This is a genomic window from Methanoculleus sp. UBA413, assembly GCF_002502935.1.
Classification (GTDB): domain Archaea; phylum Halobacteriota; class Methanomicrobia; order Methanomicrobiales; family Methanoculleaceae; genus Methanoculleus; species Methanoculleus bourgensis.
On sequence record NZ_DAQR01000134.1, the window covers coordinates 34,151 to 56,784 of the forward strand.

24 protein-coding genes, 1 tRNA gene and 1 pseudogene are annotated in these 22,634 nt (G+C 60.5%); 11 read left to right on the forward strand and 15 right to left on the reverse strand.

Features of this window, described 5'->3' with window-relative positions:
* Nucleotides 1-4: 4 nt before the first annotated feature.
* From BP858_RS11625 to BP858_RS11665, 9 genes are all read right to left on the reverse strand, one after another.
* Nucleotides 5-553, reverse strand: coding sequence for a 30S ribosomal protein S4 (locus BP858_RS11625; protein WP_062262080.1), 549 nt, complete (start codon nucleotides 551-553; stop codon nucleotides 5-7).
* A 12-nt stretch (nucleotides 554-565) separates the two neighbouring features.
* Nucleotides 566-1,015, reverse strand: coding sequence for a 30S ribosomal protein S13 (locus BP858_RS11630; RefSeq protein ID WP_062262085.1), 450 nt, complete (start codon nucleotides 1,013-1,015; stop codon nucleotides 566-568).
* 34 nt (nucleotides 1,016-1,049) lie between these two features.
* Nucleotides 1,050-1,134 (reverse strand) — tRNA-Ser (locus BP858_RS11635).
* 427 nt (nucleotides 1,135-1,561) lie between these two features.
* Nucleotides 1,562-2,542 carry a deoxyhypusine synthase gene (locus BP858_RS11640; protein ID WP_074175100.1) on the reverse strand — a complete coding sequence of 327 codons (981 nt, stop codon included), beginning with the start codon at nucleotides 2,540-2,542 and terminating at the stop codon, nucleotides 1,562-1,564.
* A gap of 265 nt (nucleotides 2,543-2,807) precedes the next feature.
* Nucleotides 2,808-3,590 (reverse strand): HPP family protein, encoded by a 783-nt coding sequence (locus tag BP858_RS11645; protein WP_062262091.1) that lies wholly within the window; start codon nucleotides 3,588-3,590, stop codon nucleotides 2,808-2,810.
* A complete protein-coding gene (locus BP858_RS11650) occupies nucleotides 3,587-4,426 on the reverse strand; it encodes a CBS domain-containing protein (protein ID WP_062262094.1) in 840 nt (279 codons plus the stop codon). Before BP858_RS11650 ends, BP858_RS11645 begins: the two co-directional genes overlap by 4 nt.
* Before the next feature lie 9 nt (nucleotides 4,427-4,435).
* Entirely contained in the window at nucleotides 4,436-5,383 is a 948-nt protein-coding gene (locus tag BP858_RS11655; protein WP_062262096.1) for a CBS domain-containing protein, read from the reverse strand.
* Nucleotides 5,384-5,419: 36 nt separating this feature from the next.
* On the reverse strand, nucleotides 5,420-6,175 hold the full coding sequence (locus BP858_RS11660) for a CBS domain-containing protein (protein WP_062262099.1): 756 nt from the start codon (nucleotides 6,173-6,175) through the stop codon (nucleotides 5,420-5,422).
* Entirely contained in the window at nucleotides 6,172-6,735 is a 564-nt protein-coding gene (locus tag BP858_RS11665) for a cyclic nucleotide-binding/CBS domain-containing protein (RefSeq protein WP_062262102.1), read from the reverse strand. Before BP858_RS11665 ends, BP858_RS11660 begins: the two co-directional genes overlap by 4 nt.
* Before the next feature lie 215 nt (nucleotides 6,736-6,950).
* Here BP858_RS11665 and BP858_RS11670 point away from each other — a divergent pair, with 215 nt between their 5' ends.
* The 4 genes from BP858_RS11670 (at nucleotide 6,951) to BP858_RS11685 (ending at nucleotide 9,817) form a co-directional block, all read left to right on the forward strand.
* A complete protein-coding gene (locus tag BP858_RS11670) occupies nucleotides 6,951-7,592 on the forward strand; it encodes an Era-like GTP-binding protein (RefSeq protein WP_062262105.1) in 642 nt (213 codons plus the stop codon).
* 5 nt (nucleotides 7,593-7,597) lie between these two features.
* Nucleotides 7,598-7,963, forward strand: a complete 366-nt coding sequence (locus BP858_RS11675) for a DUF2073 domain-containing protein (protein WP_062266398.1) — start codon at nucleotides 7,598-7,600, stop codon at nucleotides 7,961-7,963.
* A 22-nt stretch (nucleotides 7,964-7,985) separates the two neighbouring features.
* Entirely contained in the window at nucleotides 7,986-8,360 is a 375-nt protein-coding gene (locus BP858_RS11680; protein WP_062262108.1) for a Zn-ribbon domain-containing protein, read from the forward strand.
* Between the two features lie 281 nt (nucleotides 8,361-8,641).
* Complete coding sequence (locus BP858_RS11685) at nucleotides 8,642-9,817, forward strand: KamA family radical SAM protein (protein ID WP_074175102.1); 1,176 nt, start codon at nucleotides 8,642-8,644, stop codon at nucleotides 9,815-9,817.
* 150 nt (nucleotides 9,818-9,967) lie between these two features.
* On the opposite strand, the pseudogene BP858_RS12295 reads toward BP858_RS11685, so the two are convergent.
* The 4 genes and pseudogenes from BP858_RS12295 to BP858_RS11700 all read right to left on the reverse strand — a co-directional run.
* Nucleotides 9,968-10,051, reverse strand: a pseudogene (locus BP858_RS12295) (hypothetical protein); the annotation flags it as partial.
* 193 nt (nucleotides 10,052-10,244) lie between these two features.
* Nucleotides 10,245-11,300, reverse strand: coding sequence for a PKD domain-containing protein (locus BP858_RS11690; protein ID WP_286879547.1), 1,056 nt, complete (start codon nucleotides 11,298-11,300; stop codon nucleotides 10,245-10,247).
* Nucleotides 11,293-12,117: a type IV pilin gene (locus BP858_RS11695; protein WP_286879548.1), complete on the reverse strand. Its 825-nt coding sequence runs from the start codon at nucleotides 12,115-12,117 to the stop codon at nucleotides 11,293-11,295. The genes BP858_RS11690 and BP858_RS11695 overlap by 8 nt, the downstream gene beginning before the upstream one ends.
* Before the next feature lie 5 nt (nucleotides 12,118-12,122).
* The gene (locus tag BP858_RS11700) at nucleotides 12,123-13,025 is read right to left on the reverse strand and encodes a DUF7289 family protein (RefSeq protein WP_214166886.1); all 903 of its coding nucleotides are present in this window, start codon (nucleotides 13,023-13,025) and stop codon (nucleotides 12,123-12,125) included.
* Between the two features lie 254 nt (nucleotides 13,026-13,279).
* Between BP858_RS11700 and BP858_RS11705 the strand changes: the two genes are divergently transcribed.
* Together BP858_RS11705 and uppS are read left to right on the forward strand one after the other, a co-directional pair.
* The gene (locus tag BP858_RS11705; RefSeq protein WP_250317329.1) at nucleotides 13,280-14,212 is read left to right on the forward strand and encodes a radical SAM protein; all 933 of its coding nucleotides are present in this window, start codon (nucleotides 13,280-13,282) and stop codon (nucleotides 14,210-14,212) included.
* Nucleotides 14,212-14,985 carry a polyprenyl diphosphate synthase gene (uppS, locus tag BP858_RS11710; RefSeq protein ID WP_062262144.1) on the forward strand — a complete coding sequence of 258 codons (774 nt, stop codon included), beginning with the start codon at nucleotides 14,212-14,214 and terminating at the stop codon, nucleotides 14,983-14,985. The genes BP858_RS11705 and uppS overlap by 1 nt, the downstream gene beginning before the upstream one ends.
* A gap of 75 nt (nucleotides 14,986-15,060) precedes the next feature.
* Here the strand turns inward: uppS and BP858_RS11715 are convergent, their stop codons facing one another.
* The gene (locus BP858_RS11715; RefSeq protein ID WP_062266400.1) at nucleotides 15,061-15,651 is read right to left on the reverse strand and encodes an undecaprenyl diphosphate synthase family protein; all 591 of its coding nucleotides are present in this window, start codon (nucleotides 15,649-15,651) and stop codon (nucleotides 15,061-15,063) included.
* Complete coding sequence (locus tag BP858_RS11720; protein WP_074176105.1) at nucleotides 15,648-17,333, reverse strand: helix-hairpin-helix domain-containing protein; 1,686 nt, start codon at nucleotides 17,331-17,333, stop codon at nucleotides 15,648-15,650. Before BP858_RS11720 ends, BP858_RS11715 begins: the two co-directional genes overlap by 4 nt.
* A gap of 168 nt (nucleotides 17,334-17,501) precedes the next feature.
* Between BP858_RS11720 and BP858_RS11725 the strand changes: the two genes are divergently transcribed.
* The 5 genes from BP858_RS11725 to BP858_RS11745 all read left to right on the forward strand — a co-directional run bounded on the left by BP858_RS11725 (nucleotide 17,502) and on the right by BP858_RS11745 (nucleotide 22,247).
* Complete coding sequence (locus tag BP858_RS11725) at nucleotides 17,502-18,134, forward strand: DtxR family transcriptional regulator (RefSeq protein WP_062262147.1); 633 nt, start codon at nucleotides 17,502-17,504, stop codon at nucleotides 18,132-18,134.
* Entirely contained in the window at nucleotides 18,131-19,981 is a 1,851-nt protein-coding gene (feoB, locus tag BP858_RS11730) for a ferrous iron transport protein B (RefSeq protein WP_074175107.1), read from the forward strand. The genes BP858_RS11725 and feoB overlap by 4 nt, the downstream gene beginning before the upstream one ends.
* 13 nt (nucleotides 19,982-19,994) lie before the next feature.
* Nucleotides 19,995-20,714 (forward strand): RAD55 family ATPase, encoded by a 720-nt coding sequence (locus BP858_RS11735; protein ID WP_062262150.1) that lies wholly within the window; start codon nucleotides 19,995-19,997, stop codon nucleotides 20,712-20,714.
* Nucleotides 20,715-20,928: 214 nt separating this feature from the next.
* A complete protein-coding gene (gene dph5, locus BP858_RS11740) occupies nucleotides 20,929-21,681 on the forward strand; it encodes a diphthine synthase (RefSeq protein ID WP_062262153.1) in 753 nt (250 codons plus the stop codon).
* Nucleotides 21,678-22,247 carry a DUF357 domain-containing protein gene (locus BP858_RS11745; protein ID WP_014866508.1) on the forward strand — a complete coding sequence of 190 codons (570 nt, stop codon included), beginning with the start codon at nucleotides 21,678-21,680 and terminating at the stop codon, nucleotides 22,245-22,247. The genes dph5 and BP858_RS11745 overlap by 4 nt, the downstream gene beginning before the upstream one ends.
* The last annotated feature ends 387 nt before the right edge of the window (nucleotides 22,248-22,634 follow it).

Here is a 22,634-nt window from a genome sequence, read left to right on the forward strand (position 1 = left end):
GGTATTACCTCACTCCTGCACGGGAGATCCTGGTTCTCTCGGGGTGAACGTCGTTCGTGAACGGAGAGGGACCGTAGTAGGTGATCTCGGGCTCTTCGATTCTCTCGACCCGGTAACTCGGCACGGTCACCCGGCGACCCGAGATCGCGATGTGTCCGTGGGTGATGAACTGGCGAGCCTGCTTCGGGGAACGTGCGAGCCCCTTCCGGTGGACCAGCGTCTGGAGGCGGCGGTCGAGCTGCTGCTCAACCTTCAGGGCGAGGATGTCGCCGAGATTAGCGTCTTCACCGACGAGGCCGTAGCGGAAAAGGTGGTTGATGAGCTGCTCCCGCTTCTTCTCATACTCCTCCAGGTTGATCCCTGCCGACCGCAGCGCCACCAGTTCACGGGCGGCTGTCCGGTATTTTCGCAGGACGCTCTGGGCCTTCCAGACTTCGCGTTTATTCCGGAGCCCGTAATCGATGATGAGTCGCTTTTCGTCCTCGAGCCTTGTCTTCTCAAACCGCCGCTTGGGCGTCGCGTACTGCTTGTAGTTCTTTCCGGGATATCCCATTCAATCACCCCTTTACTCTTTCTTCCTGCTGACGCCGACAGTCGTGCCCGTTCTTCCGGAGGCTTTGGTGCGCTGCCCGCGGACCTTCTGTCCGGTCTCGTGCCTGATGCCGCGGTAACTGCGCATCTTGCGCATACGGTTGACGTCATCGTCGTTGGTCATGCTGAGGTCGGTCCCGAGGAGGTGACGGCCCTCTCCGGTATAGACGTCCTTTGGACGGTTTATCATCCAGTCCGGCACCTGTTCGGTGTAGGTATCGACGGCGTTTGCGAGTCGTTCGACCGATCCATCGTCCAGCTTGCCGAGCACGGCGCGAGGGTCCACATCGGCAAGGGCGGTGATGGTGCGTGACGTGTGCGGACCAATACCCTTGATGCCGGTCAGTGCGATGTGCACAGCCTTCGTGCCGTCGAGATCAGTATTTCTGATCCGAACAAAGTATTTTATCTCTTCTTCATCCATGTGATTGCCTCATCATCGACGTTGTCGGTGAAAGCGCTGAGGGAGGGATTTGAACCCTCGAGTCCCAGGGGGACACAGGTTTAGCAAACCTGCGCCATACCAGGCTTGGCTACCTCAACATAGAATTTCGCATCTCTCGATACTCGCAACACCAGGGGTGCTGCTCCAGACACAGTATTCTATGACTTGTGCTTACTAATTTTAGTGTGTTGTCTTAATAAGAGTTGTGGTGTCGGGGGTAGTGCACCAGGGTATCTCCTGATCCCGCGAAGAGCGTGTGATTGCCACCCCTGCACCTCCCGTCAAGGCTTCGCGCTCTTCACGTGAGGCTGTATCGTTATCCCACCCACCTAACTCACGCGAAGTCGCGAAGGACGCGAAGTTTGGTAATGGGTGTAGATAGTCCCCGTCAAGGCTTCGCGTGAGGGAGCTGGTGCAGGGAGGCACCAGAGCATCACGCTAAAGACGCGGGAGAGCGCGAAGCACCGTAGACGGCTATAGCAACTTCCCTTCGTGGTCTTCTCATGTGTGAGGTGACGATCAGCCTTACACCCGCATCGGGCCATCGTTGCGGGTAGCCCGCTCGACGCCGCTCCCGATGAGTGCCGACGCGACGATAGGCAGCGCAATCGTGGCATCGCAGAAGCACTGGACACGTGGGGACTCCGGCGCCTCCTTGCCCCAGCTGATCGCCTCCTCAAACGTGCAACCCGAGAGCCCGCCCCAGTGGGGGGCGTCGGTGGTGTACTGGATGGCGTAGGCGTGCCCGCCGAGATGCTGCTCGTGGATTGAGGCGATGACCTGGGTCTGCTGGATGAAGTTCTTTGGTACGCCCCCGCCGACGTAGATGACGCCGGTCTTCTGCGACTCCTCGACCATGCGCGTGATCTCATCGGTATCGGCGAGCTGGTCGATATCGACATCGACCCCGCGCCGGCGTGCCATGACAAGGCCGATGCCGATGGAGGAGTCACCGAGAGCGGGGATGAAGATCGGGACGTCGTATTCGGCGCAGGTGGCGATGAGCGAGCGTCCTTCGGGCCTCCGCTCACGGAGCCAGTTCCCGAGGCGCCGGATGAACTCCCGCGAGGAACCGCGGAACGGTGCGACTTCGTCGGCAAACCGGGCGATCTCTGCATCAACGCTGCGGAACTCCTCTTCATACGCAAAGACGTCGTAGATGCGGTCGATCCCCTCTTCGAAGAGCGCCGTGTCGTCGGCATGGTGGTGGCCGATGTAGTGCCGCACGCCGAGGTGCTCGCAGGTGTCATGGAAGATGTTTGCACCCGTTGAGACGAGGACATCGATGTAGCGGTGCCTGACGAGTTCGATGAGCACGTTCTGCATACCTGCCGGGATCATCGCGCCCGACAGGCCCATGAATATCGTGCAGTCCGGATCCCTGACCATCCTGGTCCAGACGCCGAGGGACTCCCCGAGTTTTCTCCCCTGGAAGCCGGTCCTGCTCATGGACTCAAGGAGCGCCGTTACATCCTTGTTCGGTTTGACTGGCTGCGTTGGTTTCATGGAAATATCCTGGTATCTGTTTCTGGTTGCGGAGCCTTAATGATTGGTGCCGGGACGGAAAGGCGGGACAGGTGGAGGCCCCGGCACTATCTTATATCAGGTTGGGCGAGGGGCTCCGCGCCGGAGGTGGCTGCGGGCGGGAGGCGGGTCTTGATAGAGCACTGGAGGCGCGATTGCTGGAACGAGCAGGCTATGCGGAAAGCCCCCGGGTGCCGGACAAAATAACCGGAGCACCCGCCCGAAAAAGAGGTGGTCTCCAGCCCTCTCAGAGGGCCTGGATGAGTGAGTTTCTGGTAACGATGCCCGCGATCCTGCCGTTCTGCATGACCGGGACGGAACTTATGTTCTTCTTGAGCATCAGGTCGATGACATCCGAGACGTCTGTGTCTGCATCCACGGTGATCAGGGGCGTGCTCATGATGTCACGCACGAGGAGGTTCCTGATCCGGAACTCCTGGCGGGTCCCCTCCACGATATCCTTAAACGCATACAGCGCCTTTGCGACATCAGTCTCCGTGACGATACCAAGGACAGTATCGCCCTCCTCGACGATGAACCGGTCGATATCGCCGTCCAGCATCCTCCGCCGGAGGTGGACAGCCCGCTCCTCGACCTGGATGGTGTATGCCGGTTCCATGACGTCCAGGAGACCGCCCGGCGGCCGGAGCACTCGCAAGAGATCGCCGGCCGTCACCTGCCCGATGAGGCGGTGATCGGAATCAAACACCACAATCAACTTGTAGTGCTGGAGCAGCGGCACCAGAATATCGATGTTCTGGTCCGGGTATGCGGAGGTGAAGTTCTCCTCGACCGTGTTTGCAACATGGATGGATGTGGCTTTCATCGCCTGGGTCTTTCTGCTCCCGAGCGCCTCGGCGATCGCCGCACGGGACGTCGTGCCGATGACCGCGCCGTTGTTGGTCACGATGAGCGGGTCGACACCCTCATCGAGCATCTTCTCAAGAGCTTCGCTGACAAAAGCAGACTTTGCGATGGCGATGGGTTTCGCCATCACGTCCCTGACCAGTACCTGAAATTTGTCGCTCATTTCGCCACTACCTTGATGATATCATCTCTCTTGAGCAGACCGCGGATATCCCCGTCCTCCACGACCACGAGGCTGTTGATCTGGTTTTCGAGCATCAGCCCGACCGCATCCTGCAGGGATGCGTCGGGGGGGACAGTGATGACCGGGCGGCTCATGATGTCCTCTGCAACTGCCGATACCTCGACGACGTACCTGAAACGTTTCTGCCCTGCCGGCTCCTCTTTCCTGAGGTGAGTAACGTCCTTCCTGGGCAGGTTCATCCGCTCATCCAGGTACTCGTAAAATGCAAGGTTACTCTCCGTAATGATGCCGGCAAGGCTACCATTATCGTTAACGACGATAAGTTTATCGTTTTTTCCTTTTATCGTGTTGATGACATGGTCCAGCGAGTGGTAGCGGCTGACCGTGATCGCCTCCTCCATGATCTCATCGACCCGGGCAGGGAGGCCGCGGACATGGGCTGAACGCATGACGTCCAGTTTGGTGACGATACCAACCATCTTGCCGTCCTCGACCACAGGCAGTCCTGATATGTCGCGGTCGAGCATCGTGGCTGCAATGTCATGGATGCTGGTCCCCGGCATCACGGTGATGGGGTTTTCTGTCATCAGGATGCTGACCGGGATCCGGTCGATAGGGCGCCGCCGCCACAGCGGTTCCGTCTGCCTGAGCCGGTAGGCGATGTCCTTCTTGGTGAGGATCCCCCGGAGTTCATTTCCTTCCATGACGGGGAGCCTTGAGACACGGTGCCTGAGCATCAGGTTTCGCGCATAGGCGACATTATCGGTCGGTGCAATGACATACACTGGAGAAGACATCACATCAACAGCACGCATACGATCTCCTCACTCCTCTGCAAATGCCTTCACAAGATCATATTCAGTTACGAGTCCGACAAGGTGCGAATCCTCTATGACGGGGAACGCCCCGATACGCCTCTGGATCATCTCGACGGCGATGTCGTGGATGTTCCGATCCGGGGTGGTGGTATGGAGTTCACCGGAGAGGAGCGACCGCACCGGCGCCCCCATCACCTCGGCCGAGTCTCCGGTCGTCAGCTGCTCAAACACCTTGCCCTTGCCGAGATAATTCATGATATCGGTTGCGGTAACGATGCCGCAAAGGACATCGTCCACGACAACCGGGAGACGCCTGAACCTGCACTTCACCATCTCTTCGCAGACCTTGCCGATCGGGGTATCGGGGCTGGTGACACGTACCGACGACTTCATGATATCCTCCACGGTGCGGCCTGAGTTCTCGGTGGTGAGCACCTTCATCACATCGCGCTCGGTCACGATGCCCCTCAGGTTCTCTTCGGCGTCGACGATGGGGATTCCACCAATGTTTCGGTTAATGATGACATTGACCGCATCGTCGATGCTTCCGGTGACGGGCATGGTCACCGGTTGCGGCGTCATGATCTCGCGCAGCCCCTCGTTGATAGCAGCGAGGAAGTTGCCCTTATGCTTCACCTGCACGAGGTTGAACTTGTCGCCGCCGCCCATGAAGTTGATGATGTCGCTGACGGTCACGATCCCCCTGAGGCGGTGGGTTCCGGCATCAACGACCGGCAGCCGGCGAAACCCCTCTCGGGTCATAATCTCGACCGCCTGGATGATCGTGGTGGTCTGCTGTGCCGTGATGACGTTTCTGGTAGCGATCGCCATGATCTCGCCTTCGTAACCGGCGATCCGCGTCTTGAAGTCGACAGGTCCGCGGTTGAGTTTGCCCGGCATCTTCAGGAGCCTGTCAGCCGGTTTTTTCTCTGAATGGTTTGGGTTCGGTTGCATGGTATCACTCCTCTGGGATTGGTATTCGAAATGCTCTCATGGGATTAGGCAGCTTGAGACATCATGACGGTCGATGACACCGACGATCCTCTTCCTCTCATCGATAACCGGGAGGATGCTGATATCGTGGTCGACCATCAGTCTTGCCGCCGTGGCTACCTGGTCATCGGGCGTCACGCTGATGACGGGCGTCGTCATCACCCGGTCCACGGTGGTGTCTGCCTGGTTCTTCACCGATATGCGGACGTTTCCTGCGCGCAGAAGATCGCGGCGGGAGATGATGCCGATGACCTCGTCCTTCTGCACCACCGGGAACGCGATAAAGCCGCTGGAGACAATCAGGCTATAGATCTTGTGTATGGGTTCCTCTGGCGCACAGGTGACAGGCTCCTGCGTCATGACGTCCCCGACCCTGCCGGGGATGTTGCGGCGTGATATCAGGACCGGGAAGAGTTCGGAGAAGAGCACTCCTCCCTGGAGCACACCGTCTTCGTCGACGACTGCAGCGCTATTGGTATAGGCATCCATTATGGCACGAGCGACCTCTGTGAGGGGGGTATCCCGGGCTACCTGGGCGGCCTCCCTGACAAAACCCTTGATAGTGACGTTCGATTTGGTATCCACCACTCTGAGGACGTCGGATATATCGAGATAGCCCATCAGGCGGTTTTTTTCATCCACGACGTAGAGTTCACGGAAGACGTCGTCCCGGAGGACGCTGCGTGCTTTCGTGACGTGGTCGTCGTAGCGCAGGACGGGAATCTTCACCATCAGGTTTGAGGCCACTTTCATAACAGCTGCTCCTCCTCCCGGCAGACGGGGCAGAGCATAAGGTTGTCGACCCGCGAGAGGTTATCGGACATGTTTCCGCACCGGTCGCAGACGCCCATGGCGTACTCCTCCTCGCGGTTGATCTCGATGAGGTCGGCCAGCAGTTCGTTCAACTCAGCCGCGACAGTGAGGATATCCCGGACCGTCACGATCCCGATGACCCGCTGGTTCTCAACAACAGGAAGCCTGCGGACGCGGTTCTTCACCATCATCGCTGATGCATCGCCGACCAGTTTGTCGGCACCGATCGTGATCAGCGGGGTGCTCATGATCTCGCTGACATGAATACTGCTCGGTTTTAAGTCTTTTGCCACGACTTTACAGTTGATGTCCTCCTCTGTGACGATCCCGATGGGCAGGTTATTCTGTAACACAATACAACTACCGACCTCATCGCGGCACATTGTCTGTGCCGCACGGGCGACTGTCTCCCCCACATCGATGGTCGTTGGATGGCTCCGCATGACCTCCCTGACTGGAACGCGTGTCTCGAAGTGGATGGTATCGTTATTGTTCATCATGGGATTCTCCTAATCCGGTCGTTATAAGAGCCGTTCATCCTGGTCCAAGTGTATCTAGGTTTTGACAGTATAAAAGAATTCTCACGTCCCCGGATTGTCGTTTGTCCCCAAAAAATGGATAATCCGCCGGACGGAACATATAATTATATTTATTTAAGGGTTCCATACCTAAACTGAGTATAGAAGAAAATGGTCTATCAGAGGGTGCCAGAAAGATGGAGTTCTTAGTTCGTACAAAACAGAAGATCTCGCAGCTCCTTAAGACGTTCTTCAGGAAGCGGACCTGCCGGATCGGGATCTATGGGCCGCCCAATGCGGGCAAGACGACGCTCGCAAACAGGATTGTGCGGGATTGGACCGGTGATGCGGTTGGGCCGGTCAGTGAGGTGCCGCACGAGACACGCCGGGTGCGGCGCAAGCAGGATATCACTATCACAGGCCAGAACGGCCACTCGATCACCTTCGATATCGTCGATACGCCGGGCGTGACGACCAAGATCGACTATAACGAGTTCATCGAATACGGTTTTGAGAAGGAGGAGGCGGTCAAACGGGCACGGGAGGCGACCGAAGGGGTGGCCGAGGCGATGCACTGGCTCCGTGAGGATATCGACGGCGTTATCTACATGCTTGATTCCACGCAGGACCCGTTCCAGCAGGTGAACATCATGATGGTGGGGATCATCGAGAGCAGGAAACTCCCGATCCTGATCGTTGCCAACAAAAACGATCTTCCTGATGCTTCGCCGGCGCGGATCAAGAGTGCGTTTCCCCAGCACCCTGTGGTTGCCATATCGGGCCTGGAGGGGAACAACGTGGATGAGCTGTATGAGCAGATGACGTCTTATTTCGGGTGATGGAGATGATACAGGGTGTACAGATAGACCTTATTTCGGCAGAGCGCCTTGACCGGCTCACTGCGATGGAGAAGATCCGTCTGATCCTCGACGATGTCATGGAAGGGAACATTGTCGTCCTGGAGAAGGGTCTTGCGCCTGATGAGCAGAGCAAGCTCATCGAGATTACGATGCGGGAGATCACGCCTGACGGGTTTTCGGGTATCGAGATGGAGACGTATCCTGTCAGGGATGCCCCGGACGGTCTTCTGGCAAGACTTTTCGGCGGAAAGCGCTCTGAGACACGGCTGACCGTGATCGGGCCGGCCAACCAGCTCAAGACCATCAAGAAAGAGAAGGATCTCATCAGTGCATGGGTTTCCTCCAGGTGAATTGAATTTTGGGTGATAATTGATGCCTCACAAGTGTACGCAATGCGGCAGGGAGTTCGAAGACGGGTCGACGACGATACTGAAAGGGTGCCCGAGTTGCGCCGGGAAGAAGTTTCTCTACATCCGTGAGGCTGAGCGGCACGATGATGTGCTGAAAGAAAAATCGATCGACGAGATCGCCCGGGATACCGGGGAGGATGTGCTCGAGGTCCGTGATGGGCGAAAGAGAGAGGAGATCGAGGTCTTTGAGCGGATTGAGAGCATCCGTATCCTTGCTCCTGGTTCGTATGAACTGAATATCGAGAAACTGGCCAGGTCTGATGAGGTCGTTCTCGGGCTGGAGAAGGAGGGGAGATACGTGGTGGATATCCTCTCCATGGCCCGGAAGAAGAAGTAAGACCCTTTTCGCCGACTCCGGGAAATGGGGTTTTCTCCTGTTTTTTGCGGTTTCTTGTAATAAAACTTATATATTCTCACGACCTTTTTTTGCATAGAATATAACCCGACACTCATAGGCGCATGTCGGGCAATGGTTTCCTGTATGAGAGCGCGGAAACCCTCATGAATCCCGTGTGTTGACAGATCAACCTATCTTTGATTGATTGCTCTCGTGCGGCCTGTTCCCGACTGCTTCTGACCGTACCACGTAACGGGGAGTGTCAACGTGGAGAAAATACCATGAATCCGACGTATATATCATCACTCGATAAGGTTTCCGGGATCAGTCCGGAGGAGCGTGCCCGCCTCGCGCGGGTGACCGATCTCTTTGCGTTCCGGTCGAATGACTATTATCTCTCGTTGATTGACTGGGACGACCCGATGGATCCTATCAGGCGGCTGATCATACCGACCCCGGAGGAGCTTGAGCCCTGGGGGCGCCTGGACCCATCGTCGGAGCACCTGTATACCCGGGCGCCGGGGTTGCAGCATAAGTACCGGGAGACGGCTCTGCTGCTGGTGAGCGATCACTGCGGTGGGTTCTGCCGATACTGTTTCCGCAAACGCCTCTTCATCGACGACACCCGCGAGGTGAATAAGGATATCTCGGGGGGGCTTGCCTACATCAGGGCTCACCCTGAGATCACGAATGTCCTGCTCACCGGGGGCGATCCCCTGGTCCTTGATACCGCCCGCCTGCGGGAGATCCTCGCCCGCCTGCGGGAGATTGAGCATGTCAGGATCATCAGGATCGGGACGAAGATGCTAGCATACGATCCTTACCGGATCATTAATGATCCCGGCCTGCTGGATGCGATCAGGGAGTACAGCCTTGGCGAGAAGAGTATCTACATCATGGCGCAGTTCAACCATCCGCGGGAGCTGACCGAGGTTGCGTGCCGGGCGGTGGCGCTCCTGCAGGATGCCGGGGCAGTTATCATGAACCAGACACCCCTGATCAGGGGTATCAACGATGACCCGGTGGTGTTATCGAGGCTTCTTGGCCGGCTCTCGTTCATCGGGGTCAATCCCTACTATGTCTTCCAGTGCCGGCCCACGACCGGGAACCGGCCGTTTGCGGTGCCGGTGGAGGAGTCATACCGGATATTCGAGCGGGCGCGGGCGACCTGTTCGGGGCTCTCCAAGCAGGCAAGGTTTGTTATGTCCCATGCCACCGGGAAGATCGAGGTGGTAGGGATGACTGATGAGTACACCTACTTCAAGTACAACCAGGCGACAGATCCGGATGACATCGGGCGGTTTATGGTCTACAGGGGTAACCCGGAGGCTTACTGGTTCGATGACTACACGGATCTCGTGGATGAGGGGCGGATCTGGAAGTCGGGGCGGGCTGATGGGGATCCCGGCGGGCGCGAGGCGCAGGTCGAGACTGAGGAGAGTCCGGTGGTGTTGTAGGGGTCTAACCGGCGTCCCGGCCTCTCTTCCGCGGACGGTCATGCCGGGCAATCCTGCGTGCTTGCGGTCACTGCCACGGCACGACCGGGGGGCAATCGTGAGGCCGCGCCGGAGCGGTATGGTCAGCCATGCGTCGATGGCGCCGGTAAGGTCTCTCCTGCACTCTTCGAGTGTGCTCCCGGTTGCGAGAGGCCCCGGGGTGGTCCGGGACTTCCCCATCGTACGGTTCGGCATCCTCGATGATCTTGCAGCGGGCGTGTTCGAGTACTACGGTGATGTACTCAAGGTTCATTACGCGGGTCCATGGGATTGGTGCCGTTTATGAGGTTTTGGTCTTCCCGGTCGGGCGGGGTTGCGGTCGCCGTCATAACCAGGAGTTAATCCCGAAACTTCTCTGCCGGAAGGGAGCCCCTTCCTGGCAGCGGGGTTATAGGATCGCATAGTACGCCGTGGCTGTCTGACTTTCGTCGTCGGCAACCGGTACACTGACAGTCTGGCTTTCGTGCCACGTATCGCCGACCTGCCAGCCTTCGAAGTGCCATGGCAGGAACCAGATCCCTATGCTAGCCGGCGCGGTCAGCGTGACGTTGAAGCCCGAGTCGTTCGCGTCCGTCTTGCTGAGTACGAACGGCGTCGTATCAGATCCCGAGAAGTCTCCGGAATAATCGATCTTGACGTCGTTGACTGGGACGTACCACCAGAAGAATATGAGCACCTGCCGGACTGAATTCACCTCCAGCCGTGAGACGTGTTTCTCCGTAACGATGATGTACCCCGTCTTCGTCACCGTATCGCTCTTGTGGGCGTTACTGACCGTCAGCGTGACGGTATAGATCCCTTCGTTTGCATACGTGTGCGCCGGGTTTTGTTCGGTCGACGTGCCGCCGTCGCTGAAGTTCCAGGACCACGAGGCTGCCCCTCCCGCGGAGTTATCGGTGAACTGCACCGTAAGGGGCGCCGAACCGGATGTGGGGTCGGCGGTGAAGTCGGCGACAAGGGGTACCTGTGTCGGTTCCGTAGTCACTGTTGGTGTGGCTGTTACGGTTCCTGTTGGTGTGGCTGTGCTATCCCCGATCTCGTGGAGGAGCCATGCGCTGCCGCTGCGGCTCACGCCCTCCCCGACAATCTGGATATGGGGATTCTCAGAGACTGTCACGTCCTTGCTGAGGACGAGGGCCTGCCCGGTCTCCCACGCCGTCCAGTCGGCGGATGGGTTCCCGGATGCACTGACGAGACTGAAGTCCTCCGTCCGGTCGGCGCCGTCGACGAGGATCTTGAAGTGCCCCCGTTCGAGGGGGTCGCCGCCGTCGTGGTAGATGGAGATAGTCTCCCCCTCTCTCTCCATGTGGGCAAGCATCGCGGGCGCTGCATCGTCAGGCGGGTTGGAGATGAGCGTCACCCCGACGATCGCCGCCGCTGTCACGAAGATGGCTATGAGGGCCATGACGCCGATGAGGTCGGAGGCGGCGGTGTCGTCAGGCATCTTTGTTGCCCTTATGCAGGATCCCCATCTTTGTTAACGATGCAATGGGAGTGTCATTTTCATTATAGGCGATGACCGTCACTGCGATAGTGTCATTATCATTTCCTATCTCGCTAATATTGGGCAAATGTAAGGTATAGAGCCCTTCAACCTCGGCAGGAGTCATATTGAAAGCGAGACCTTTTCCTACTCTTTCACCAGATGTTTCTTGGTTCGTCTCATTATAGTTATAGAGGATCAGATGGACGTACGCCGTCTGGTTTGATCTGATCGTCGCAGTAATTTCTGCATCTTTCTTCAATATGGCTCCGCCTTCTGGAAGAGAGATGGTCACATTGCCATCAGGCGTTGGAGCCGGCGTCACCCCCGGTTCCACCGGGTCCGGGGAGAACCCCGCCGCCCCCTCTCCACTTCCCACGAACTCCGGTTCTGCAAGGATCGTCTCGCTGCCCCCCGAGATCGCGGTCACGACCACTCTCTCTGGCGTCTCTGCGCCGTTATAGACGAGTGCTCCCCCGATCGACCAGACGCCCTCTCCAGCTCCAGCAAAGTCGCTGGTCCTATCCATAAGCCCGCTCCCGGTATCGACGTAGATCCGGTACTCCCCCGCCCTGAGGGGGTCGCCCCCCTCGTGAGCGAGGACGAGGCCGCCGCTCTCACTACTTCCCGCGACGATGGTTGCGCGGGGGATCTCGTCCGGCTGGGGGCCGGAGAGGAAGACTACTGCCACGACCGCAACGGCGAGGACGGTCACGCCGACCAGGAGCATGACCCCGATTATCTCAGAGACTCCTTCTTCATTGGAGTATCGTGTCATACTATTCACTCCATCAGGGACGCCGCGTTGTGGACTGTCACCGTGTAGTTTGCCGGGTACACGGTGAGGATTACCTTCTTGTCGCCTGCCTCCGGCCGGATGGTGAGCCGGGCCTTGTTCCCGTCCAACAACTCGGGTGTGGGCAGCCAGGTGACATTCTCATCCATCGCTCTCTGCCGGACCTCCCGAAAAGCCCTCTCCCAGGCCCGGGCCGTCACCGGGTCTTCGGCCACGATAGTCAGGCTCACCCGGTCATAGGTTCCATCGAGGGAAGAGGGGTCGCTCCAGCGCATCCTGGTCTCGATCCGCACCGGCCCCGAGCCCGCGATCGTATCCGAGCCCTCGAGGCTGATCGGCGCGACCGCGAGGGCGATGTTACCGTCCTCCCTCTTCGCCACCGCAATCGAAGGCCCGACCCGCACCGTCGTCCCCCCATCCTGGGAGAGGAAGACCGCGCCCATCTGGTAGGTCCAGGTCTGATCTACCCAGTAGTTGTTCGAGGACCGGTAAGTGAGGCTGCCGAGGGGGATGGTCACCGGATCTCTCCCTTCTGCTTCAATTGTCAGGTTGGCCCCACCCCCCTTCACCGAGACCGCCCCCCCCGACCCAGCGGGCGAGAGGATGGGAAGCGCAAAAGCGCTGCCCCCCGTCGCCGGCGCGCCCGTCCCGAGGTCAAAGGCCGCCGAGAGGAGAACACCATTCCTTCCGTTCACCCACAGCGAATCCAGGCTGATCTTATAATCCACAAACCGGTCCTTCACCTGGTTCATATGCGCAATCTCGGCTTCCCTCCCCGCCGCCGGGACCCCGTAGACCTGGTACAGCGAGAGTGCTACAACGATCACGGCGAGGAGGAGCACAAAACCGACGACCTCTGAGAGGGCGTCATCATGTGGGAAGAGCGGCATAATAATATGTTTTTTCTTTGTTTGGGCTGTATTTATCCGTTTCTAATCGGTATGCGCGGTTCTGCCGGAAAAACCAGGAGGGAAACGTTCATGGTCAGGAAGGAGAGTTCCTTCGGGGTTCTCTCTTCCCGATTGTCAAACCTTTTCATCTCCGCCCTCCCATAGGTACAGAACATATGCCACAGGATTCGGGAGTGGCCCCCGGTGGGGAATACCTGAGCCCTGGATGCGTCCTCTGCCACCAGGGAGCAAAAATGGTCCTCTTCGTGACCGGACGGTGTCACCGCACCTGCTGGTACTGCCCGCTCTCGCGCGAGAGAAAGGGCCTGGATGTGGTGTTTGCAAACGATCGATTGGTCGCATCGCCCTCCGATATCATCAGGGAGGCTGAGAACATGAGCGCTCTCGGCACCGGGGTCACCGGCGGCGAACCGCTGCTCGTCCTCGACCGGGTGGTGGAGTACTGCACCCTCCTCAAGGAGCACTTCGGTCCCGACCACCAGATTCACCTCTACACCGGCCTTGCGCCGAACGAGCCCATGCTCGGACGCCTGCAGGGGTTGGTCGACGAGATAAGGCTGCACCCGCCGCACGAATCCTGGCCGCGGATCCTCGAGACCGACTACGCCCGCTCCGCCGCCCTCGCCCGCCGGATGGGCTTTACGATCGGCATCGAGGTCCCGTCGCTCCCCGGGCTCGGGGATCTCGCCGCCGCGCTGCCGCTCCTTGACTTCTTAAACATCAACGAACTGGAGTGGGGAGAGACCTGTGCCGCCGCCATGCGCGAGCGCGGGCTCGAGCCAGAGGACGGGCTGCATAATGCGGTGAAGGGTGCCCGCCAGTGGGCGGAAGAACTCCCTGCAGACCCGAAGGTGCACTTCTGTTCGTCGGTCTTCAAAGACTCGGTCCAGCTGCGGGAACGGTTAAAGCGGATCGCTGCCAATACTGCCCGTCCGTTTGAAGAGGTGACCGACGATGGGACTGTTGTCTACGGGGTGCTCGAACCGGCTGGCTCTCTCGACGGGTTCCTGGACGGTCTTGATGGGGACGACTATGAGATCTGTGAAGGAAGGGTCGAGACGGCATGGTGGGTGCTCGCCGACCACGCCGCCCTGGTGCCGGGCAGGAAGTATGTCGTCGAGCGCTACCCGAACGGAGGGATGGTGGTGGAGGTGACGCCGCTCTGATGATCCGGTCCGCGATTGAGCGCCTCTACGCTCGCTACCTCCTATGGCAGGTGAAACATATCCCCCGGCACGTTGCGGTGATCCAGGACGGGAACCGCCGGTTTGCCAGGGATCAGGGGCTTGATACGGCGGTCGGGCACCGGCTCGGGGCGGACACCACGGAGCAGGTTCTCGACTGGGCATGCGAACTCGGTGTGCGGCACATCACGCTCTACACCTTCTCCACTGAGAATTTCCGGAGAGAGAAGAGCGAACTGAAATCGCTGTTTGCGCTTTTTCAGGAGAAATTTGCCGCGATCCTGACCGACGAACGGGTGCATAAGAACCAGATCCGGGTGCAGATGATCGGGGACCGGTCACTCCTCCCCGACGACCTTCTTGCGACCATCGATGCGGCAGAGAAGGCAACGCTGCACTACGCTGATTATTACATCAATATCGCGCTTGCCTACGGAGGCCGGAACGAGATCGTACATGCCGCCCGGTCGATCCTGGACGAGGTGAAAGCCGGGCTCATCGATCCCGAGATTATCAACCCCATGACCGTCGAGAGCCACCTCAACCGGGGAGCGCCCATTCCCCCCGTCGACCTGATCATCCGCACCGGCAACGACTGTCGGACGTCCAACTTCCTCCCCTGGCTCGCAAACGGCCATGAGTCTGCTGTCTACTTCTGCGCCCCGTACTGGCCGGCGTTCCGGAGGATCGATCTCCTGCGGGCGATTCGCGTCTATGATCAGCGCATGCGCCTGCAGGAACGCGCAGGGATCTGAGTAGGGTCGCGGATACTCACGCAGATTTCGTGCGTCAACGGTTGTATAGAGATTGCACCGGCGCTGCCCGGGGTTTCACTTCCCAAAACGCCTTGCCCGGGACTGGAAATCCCGGAGTGCCCTGAGAAAATCCACTTTTCTGAGCAGCGCCCAGTTCACATCGAGGAAGAAGAGCTCTGAGTAGACCGACTGCCAGATGAGAAAGTCGGTCAGGTGGTCCCCGCCGGTCTTGATGACGAGGTCAGGCTCGTACTTGAAGGTGAGGTATGATTCCAGCAACCCCTCGTCAACCGATGCCGGGTCCACCCCGTCTTCGGCCATCCTCCTCACGCAGTCGGCAATCTCCTCCCGGCCGCTCTTCCCGATCGCCACCGTCACGCCCATTCCTTCCCCGCTGACCTCACTCTCATCCCCGTAGTGCAGGGTCAGGCGTGCGATCGAGGAGATCGTGCGGATCAGCGGGAGACAGCGTTCGAGCCTTGCCGGATCGTCGGTGCTGATATGGAACATGACACTCTTGATCCCGAGATCGCGGCACCACTGGACGGCGAGGGAGAGGTTGCCCGGGGCATCGAGCATATCCTGCTCGGTGATCATGAAGCAGATCTGCTCCGGGAGCGTGTGGAGGTCAGCGAGGAGTCTCCTCTCGTAGAGCCGGTAGATCACGACCTCCACTCCAGCAACTCAGGTAGAGAGAGGGTATTTGCGAGATCGTCGGGGGTGCACCAGCCCCGGCGCGCCATCATGATGCCGTAGCAGATATTCGAAAATTCGCCCACCCGGTGGGCATCGGTCCCTGCAGCCAGTTTCACTCCTTTCCTCTTCGCGTGCCAGATATAAATATCCTCAAGATCCAGCCGGTAGGGCGACGCATTGATCTCGAGCGCAGTCCCTGTTGCGGCTGCATGGTCGATCACCCGCGCAAGGTCGATCGCATACGGCGGCCTCCTGCCGAGGAGACGTCCGGTGGGGTGGCCGATGATATCGACATGCTCGTTCTCCATCGCGTTGAGCACGCGCCGGGTCAGGACATCCTGGTCCTGGTCAAACCCTGAGTGGACCGAGGCTATCACCAGGTCGAGGTCTGCAAGGACCCCATTTGGGTACCCAAGGCTGCCGTCGCTCCTGATATCCACCTCGGTCCCGGCGAGGAGCTGGCAGGTATGCCGCCGGTTGACCCGCTCGATCCCGGCCTGCTGCTTTGCGAGTGCTTCCAGGCTCACCCGTGAGGAGTGGTCTGTGATCGCGATATACTCGTAGCCCATGGCATCCCCTGCCGCCGCCACATCCTCAAGCGACTGGCGGCCATCGCTTGCGGTCGTGTGCGCATGGAGGTCTCCCCGCAGGTTGCGAAGTTCGACGAGGTCGGGGAGGGTGCGGCTGAGGGCGAGTTCGATCTCGCCCCGGTCCTCGCGCAACTCCGGCGGGACGGTTTCCATGCCGAGGAACCCGAAGACCTCCTCTTCGCTCCCGAATGCCTGCAGGCGGCCGCTCGCAGAGTCGACGAGGCCGCCTGGCTCCAGCCGGTACCCCTGTTCGAGCGCCACAGCGGCGAGCCTGGCTAAAAACGCCCCGGAACCGGTGGCGCAGAGGAGTTCGGTGCCGTACCGGTCCGGGTCGGTGAACCTGACGTTCACCCGGGCACCGCCGATGGAGAGCGAGACCGCCCCGTCGTTCTCGCCGGCGACCGCGTCGGCGGCGGCCGAAAGGTGGTCCATGAGGGAGGCCCGGTCCGTGGTGGTGACGATATCGATCTTCCCGACGGTGCTTGCGCCCCGGCGGTAACTCCCGGCAACCGCATATTGCCCGTCCGGAAAGAGCGCCGCTATGCTCCCGAGCACGGCATCGGCCTGTGGGCGGGTCATCCGGTTCGACCTCTCGCGGTACCGCCTGATCCCCCTTCCTATCGCCTCCTCCTTCTTTGCGCCGAACCCCCGAAGTCCCCTGATCCGGCGCCCCTTCACCGCCGCCTCCAGGTCGTCTATCGTCTGGATACCAAGCCTCTTCCAGAGGGTATGCAGGGTCCGGGGCCCCACCCCGCTGATATCGAGGAGGTCGATGACCGTTCCCGGTATAGTGGCCTGCAGGTCATCGAGTTCCTGGAACGACCCGGTCCCGGCGATCTCCCGGATCTGCGCGGCTATCCGGACCCCGATGCCCGGGATGCGAGTGAGCGCCTCCTCATCGAGCCTGGCGACCGGGATGGAGAGCCGGTCAACCTGCCGTGCCGCCCGGGCATACGCCCCGGCCCGGTGCCGGTCGGCTCCCGCGACCTCAAGCAGCCGGCCCATGAGCGCGAGCCGTTCGGCCACGTCCCTGTTCGTGACCTGCCTCTCCGGCCCCTTCATGATCATCGGTCGTCCGCGAAACCATATGGTGTTGACGCCTCCCCCGCCCCCCGGCATTGCCGGGGATATGCCCGCTGACCGGTCGCACTGAGCCCCTCAAGAGAACGTAGCGGGTGGATCGACCCCCATCAAAATCCATAAACTGATTGAGGTGTAAGAAGTTGTAGCATGCTTCCCTCCACATTTGAGGATTACCTCGAAGCAATCCTCACAATAACAGAAAACGGCAGGCAACAGGCGACGTCGCAGGAGATGGCGGCGGCGCTCGACACCGGGAGGGCGGCTGTCGAGGCAACCATCGCCTCCCTGGTCGAGGAAGGATACCTGGAGCGGGCGCCGGGCGACGCTGTCAGATTGACCGGGAAGGGAAAGACAGTTGCATCGAAGGTGGCCCGGAAACACCGTGTTCTCCAGTGCTTCCTGACCGAGGTGCTCGGCATCGAGGAGGACGCAGCCAGCCGGGAAGCCTGCACGCTCGAGCACGGAATCTCTGATGAGACCATCGACCGCCTCTCCTCCTACATGGACGGCGCCCAGCCCCCTCCGGGGCGTCTTGGGCGCTGCCGGGGGCGGGACGCCTGCACGCTGCTCGACTGCAAGGAAGGAGACACCGTCCGTGTGGCGATGCTGCGGGGGCCCCGGCGGAACCGAAGGCTGCTTGACCTCGGCATCTTCCCCGGCGAGGTCGTGCAGATCCGGCGAAAACTCCCGAACCAGTCGGTTGTCGTCAGGGTAAAAGGGTGCGATATCGCCATCAGCCCAGAGATCGCTGCATCGGTCATCGTGGAGTCGTGTCCATGAGGTTTGCGCTGGTCGGCAACCCCAGCGTGGGTAAATCCCTGATCTTCAATCAGCTCACCGGCCTTGGCGTGGAGGTGAGCAACTACCCCGGGACCACCGTTGAACTGCAGCGCGGCAACACCTGCTTCCAGCGCGAGATGATCGAACTTGTGGACCTTCCCGGCATCTACTCGCTCGAAGGCGACTCAGATGAAGAATCCCTGGTCCGCCGGTATCTGGACCAGCACGAGACCGATGCGATCATCGCGGTGGTCAACGTCACGCGCCTCGAACGCAACCTCTACCTCCTCCTCCAGGTGGCCGAGTACGGCCTTCCGATGGTCGTCGTGCTGAACATGGCCGACGAAGCCATACAACAGGGACTCGAGATCGACCCCGGCCCGCTCCGCGACCTCCTCGGTGTCGACGTTATCCTGACGGCTGCGTCGCAGGGAAAGAACATCGACCGGATCATCCCGGCGGCCCTTGCCGCCACCCGACCGTCGAAGGTGGAGGTTCCCTACGACCACCACGTGGAAGCCGCTATCCGGAGCCTCGGGAAGATGTTCGGGGCCGACCGGAAGGAGAGTATCCAGGCACTCCTGGGGTTTGGCGATAACCCGGAGTTCCTCGAGGCGGCACGGACAATCGTCGACGAGATCGAGTCCCGGCACCGTATGACGGCCGCCCAGATCATCGCCGCCAACCGGCACAACTTCGCCCGCCAGCTCGCCGACCTCACCATCAGGGAAGAGACGCCGCTCCCCCGGACCGACCTGGACAGTATCCTGACGCGGGTGATCCCCGGAATCCCGATCCTTCTTGGGATCCTGGTAGGAATGCTCCTCCTGGTCTTCATCGCGGGATCGTTCCTCGAAGAACTGATCGTCGAATTCTTCGAGATATTTGCGCTCCAGCCGTTCCTCGCCCTCGGGCTGCCGCCGCTGGCAGAAGCACTGGGAACATCCATCCTACTCGCGCTCCAGGCAGGCCTTGGGATAGCGTTCCCGTACGTCTTCCTCTTCTACATCATCATCTCCATCCTCGAGGACTCCGGATACATGACCCGGGCTGCCTTCCTCGCCGACAACGCCATGCACCGGGTCGGGATGCACGGCGGCGCGGTCATCCCCCTCACCCTGGCGTTCGGGTGCAACGTCCCGGCGATCATGAGCGTCCGGCTCCTGCACTCCCGGCGCGAACGCATCATCGCCTCGTTCCTGGTCACAATGGTCCCCTGCTCGGCACGGACCGTCATCATCGCCGGGATAGTAGCCAGTTTCGTCGGCATCGGGGCGGCGTTCAGCGTATATGCCATCGTCTTTGTCCTGATCCTCCTCACGGGGCTCGTCCTCTCCCGCGTAACGCCCGGGGAGCAGTTCGGGATGATCATGGAGATGGTCCCGCTCCGACGGCCCGATCCGAAACTGGTGATGAAGAAGGCCTGGTCGCGCCTCTCCGAGTTCCTCTTCATCGCCATGCCGCTCCTCCTCGCAGGAAGCGTCGTCCTCGGTCTGCTCGAATTCTTCGGCATCATGACCGTATTTGAGCAGATAGTGGAGCCCTATACCATGGCTCTCCTCGGCCTCCCCGGCTACTCGGCGACAGCGCTCATATTCGGGATTCTCAGAAAAGAGATGGCGTTTGAGACCCTTGCGATCCTCGCCGGCACGGCAAACCTCGGGGCGGTGCTCACGTCCCTCCAACTCTACATATTTGCCGTCGTGACTGTCCTCTTCGTCCCCTGCCTTGCGACCATCACGGTCCTCTTACGTGAGGTCGGCTCACGGATCACGCTCGCGGTCACGATCTACACCGTCTCCCTCGGACTCCTTATCGGAGGCCTTATCTATCGTCTCCTGGCATAGGTGTTGTATTAAGATGTACCGCTACACAACCGGCATCCCGCTGATTGATAGGGAGTTCGGGGGCCTGCGGGCCAGCACGAACGTCCTCATCCTGGCCCCGCCCCTGGCCTACGCAGAGCGTCTTGCCTACAGGGTGGCCTGCCCGGGCGCGGGTGAGTGGACGATCGCGATCTCGACTGACGACCGCGCCTCTGACGTCGTCGGTGCGTTCCGAAACCTCGGGGCGGGCAGGAACCAGGTCGGGATCATCGATGCAATCACGAAGAGCTCGGTGCCGACTCTCCGGGATACACCGAAGGCGAAGTTTGTCACGAGCCCCGTCGACCTGACCAGCATGGGGATCAAGTTCTCCCGGATGGTGGAGAGTATGTGGAGGGAGGGCGTAATGGCCGACCCGCCGGGGCCGATGCCCCCGCCGATCCGGCTCTGCGTGAACTCGGTCTCGACGCTCCTTATGTACACGGGACTGGAGGTGACCTTCCGGTTCCTCCATGTTATCACCAACAGGGTGAAGAAACTGGAGGGGCTCGGTATCTATGTTCTCAACAGTGAGTCGTTCGATGAGAAGACCGTGGCCACGATGAAGCAGTTGATGAGCATGGTCATCGAGGTGAGGTCGAACGACGGGGAGGGGTTGGTGGAGCGGGATCTCCGCATCGTCGGCATCCGCGGCAGGACGACCCCCCGGATCCGTTACTTCTACGACGATGGAACGCTGACGTTTGAGGGATGAAGGTGAAATCCTACTGTTCCGGGGCAGCTCATAATTCCACGCACCCCGGGTTGCCTCTCGCGTTGCCGCGAAGCCGCGAAGTTTTCCCGTTTCCCGTCCCGCCCTTCGCGTTCTTCGCGTCTTCGCGTGCGACCGGCGATCCGCCTCACGCACCGCAAAATATGATGCACAACGGTCGCGGCAGATCCCCGCTCGGTCCCGGAGGGAGCCGGCCATGCTGACGTTTGTGGGGCTCGGGCTCTACGATCTCGGGGATATATCCCTCAAGGGCCTCGAATGCGTCCGAAATGCCGATGCCGTCTACCTGGAGGCGTACACATCACGGCTGATGGGGACCGATGTCGTGGAGATGGAAGCGTTCTTTGAGAACGAGATCCGGGTGCTCAGCCGGGAGGATGTCGAGCAGAACCCCCGTGATATCATAGAGCGTGCCGCGAGAGGCCGGGTTGCGTTCCTGACCGGGGGAGACCCCATGGTCTCGACGACCCATGCCGACCTGCGGATGCGTGCCGCCGCTGCAGGGGTTGCGACGTCGATCATCCACGCCTCGTCCATATCAAGCGCGGTCTGCGGTCTCTCGGGGCTCCAGAACTACCGGTTCGGGAAGTCCTGTTCGGTGCCGTTTCCCGCAAAGGGGTGGTTCCCGACGGCCCCTGTCGAGACGATCGCGGCAAACCTGGACCTGAACCTGCACACGCTGGTCTTTCTTGATATCCAGATGGATCGTTACATGCGCATCCCGGAGGCGATCGCCATCATCGAGGAGATGGCAGCGAAGCGCGGCATCGAACCGCCCGCGCTCTACGTGGGTATCGCCCGGGCGGGGTCGGAGAGCCCGGTGGTTGCGGCAGGCTCCGGCGCGAAACTCAAGGAGACCCAGTTCGGGCCCCCGCTCCATGTCCTCGTCGTCCCGGCCGACCTCCATCCCATGGAGCGGGAGTACCTGGAGATCTTTGCCGGTCTATGAACTTCGATGACTATGGGGTCCTCTTCAGGGAGGCCCTTTGCCGGACCCGGATCGCTGTTCCGGAAGGAACTCTCCTCCACCGGGCGGCAGCAGAGGTGCTTGAGATGGCTGTCGCCTACCAGGATGATGGCACGACGTTTCTTGGGGACGGCGACCCGGTGAACGCGCTTGCCGGGTTTGCCTACGGGCTCGGCTGGCTTGACGCAGGCTTGCGGCTCGGGCTGCTCGCACCGCTCGCCGCCCACCCTCCCGGTGAGGTGGACGCGTGCATCCCTGACGCGAAGAGCGCCCACCTCCACGAGAAGACCCACCGCTACCGGCGGATGCTCCAGTCCGCCCTCACGATGGTCGAGGCGGCGCCGGACGAGGCGAGTCCACTGTATGCTGGCTCAAGGGAACTCCATGCTACGGCGCGGTCCTGGTATGCAGAGGGGGTTGAACGACTCGAGGCGGGCGACCTCGTCGGTGCCCTCGCCCGGTTCAGCTACGGGTATGCATGGCTCGATGCCGGCATCCGTGCGGGGCTGCTGCGGGTCACCGGTGAGCGGGGCCTCTTTACGGTCTAGTGTAACGATTCCCAATTACCGGCACTCTCAACGGAGGGGAGTATCGATCTCGTTTCACACTTTCCGGGGGTTTGCATCCCGGGAGACGGCTATTCTCGGGTATCCCCACGTACTGCCCCCCCCTCTGGGGGCGGGGGCTTTGAGGGGGAACGTATAGGTACCCGCCTGCGGGGCGGGGGAAACCCCCTCCCCGGTCCCCTCCCCCGATGGTGATATCCCCACGGTCCTCTCCAAGGGGAGAACCCGGAGGAGAACCCGCTCCGGGGCAGTTCCCCCCTGCCTATCCTTCCGGGAAATCGTCGCCAGCACTATTCCTGGCGCGGCTTCCCACTGGATATCGCCATGACTGCCCTCGCCCCCGGGAGGGGGCGGGGGAGGAGCGCGCAG

What these genes read in the sequence shown, in the direction of transcription:
- BP858_RS11625 (WP_062262080.1), bottom strand. Translation starts at nt 553, where the DNA reads ATGGGATATCCCGGAAAGAACTACAAGCAGTACGCGACGCCCAAGCGG.
- BP858_RS11630 (WP_062262085.1), bottom strand. Translation starts at nt 1,015, where the DNA reads ATGGATGAAGAAGAGATAAAATACTTTGTTCGGATCAGAAATACTGAT.
- BP858_RS11640 (WP_074175100.1), bottom strand. Translation starts at nt 2,542, where the DNA reads ATGAAACCAACGCAGCCAGTCAAACCGAACAAGGATGTAACGGCGCTC.
- BP858_RS11645 (WP_062262091.1), bottom strand. Translation starts at nt 3,590, where the DNA reads ATGAGCGACAAATTTCAGGTACTGGTCAGGGACGTGATGGCGAAACCC.
- BP858_RS11650 (WP_062262094.1), bottom strand. Translation starts at nt 4,426, where the DNA reads ATGCGTGCTGTTGATGTGATGTCTTCTCCAGTGTATGTCATTGCACCG.
- BP858_RS11655 (WP_062262096.1), bottom strand. Translation starts at nt 5,383, where the DNA reads ATGCAACCGAACCCAAACCATTCAGAGAAAAAACCGGCTGACAGGCTC.
- BP858_RS11660 (WP_062262099.1), bottom strand. Translation starts at nt 6,175, where the DNA reads ATGAAAGTGGCCTCAAACCTGATGGTGAAGATTCCCGTCCTGCGCTAC.
- BP858_RS11665 (WP_062262102.1), bottom strand. Translation starts at nt 6,735, where the DNA reads ATGATGAACAATAACGATACCATCCACTTCGAGACACGCGTTCCAGTC.
- BP858_RS11670 (WP_062262105.1), top strand. Translation starts at nt 6,951, where the DNA reads ATGGAGTTCTTAGTTCGTACAAAACAGAAGATCTCGCAGCTCCTTAAG.
- BP858_RS11675 (WP_062266398.1), top strand. Translation starts at nt 7,598, where the DNA reads ATGATACAGGGTGTACAGATAGACCTTATTTCGGCAGAGCGCCTTGAC.
- BP858_RS11680 (WP_062262108.1), top strand. Translation starts at nt 7,986, where the DNA reads ATGCCTCACAAGTGTACGCAATGCGGCAGGGAGTTCGAAGACGGGTCG.
- BP858_RS11685 (WP_074175102.1), top strand. Translation starts at nt 8,642, where the DNA reads ATGAATCCGACGTATATATCATCACTCGATAAGGTTTCCGGGATCAGT.
- BP858_RS11690 (WP_286879547.1), bottom strand. Translation starts at nt 11,300, where the DNA reads ATGCCTGACGACACCGCCGCCTCCGACCTCATCGGCGTCATGGCCCTC.
- BP858_RS11695 (WP_286879548.1), bottom strand. Translation starts at nt 12,117, where the DNA reads ATGACACGATACTCCAATGAAGAAGGAGTCTCTGAGATAATCGGGGTC.
- BP858_RS11700 (WP_214166886.1), bottom strand. Translation starts at nt 13,025, where the DNA reads ATGCCGCTCTTCCCACATGATGACGCCCTCTCAGAGGTCGTCGGTTTT.
- BP858_RS11705 (WP_250317329.1), top strand. Translation starts at nt 13,280, where the DNA reads ATGGTCCTCTTCGTGACCGGACGGTGTCACCGCACCTGCTGGTACTGC.
- uppS (WP_062262144.1), top strand. Translation starts at nt 14,212, where the DNA reads ATGATCCGGTCCGCGATTGAGCGCCTCTACGCTCGCTACCTCCTATGG.
- BP858_RS11720 (WP_074176105.1), bottom strand. Translation starts at nt 17,333, where the DNA reads ATGAAGGGGCCGGAGAGGCAGGTCACGAACAGGGACGTGGCCGAACGG.
- BP858_RS11725 (WP_062262147.1), top strand. Translation starts at nt 17,502, where the DNA reads ATGCTTCCCTCCACATTTGAGGATTACCTCGAAGCAATCCTCACAATA.
- feoB (WP_074175107.1), top strand. Translation starts at nt 18,131, where the DNA reads ATGAGGTTTGCGCTGGTCGGCAACCCCAGCGTGGGTAAATCCCTGATC.
- BP858_RS11735 (WP_062262150.1), top strand. Translation starts at nt 19,995, where the DNA reads ATGTACCGCTACACAACCGGCATCCCGCTGATTGATAGGGAGTTCGGG.
- dph5 (WP_062262153.1), top strand. Translation starts at nt 20,929, where the DNA reads ATGCTGACGTTTGTGGGGCTCGGGCTCTACGATCTCGGGGATATATCC.
- BP858_RS11745 (WP_014866508.1), top strand. Translation starts at nt 21,678, where the DNA reads ATGAACTTCGATGACTATGGGGTCCTCTTCAGGGAGGCCCTTTGCCGG.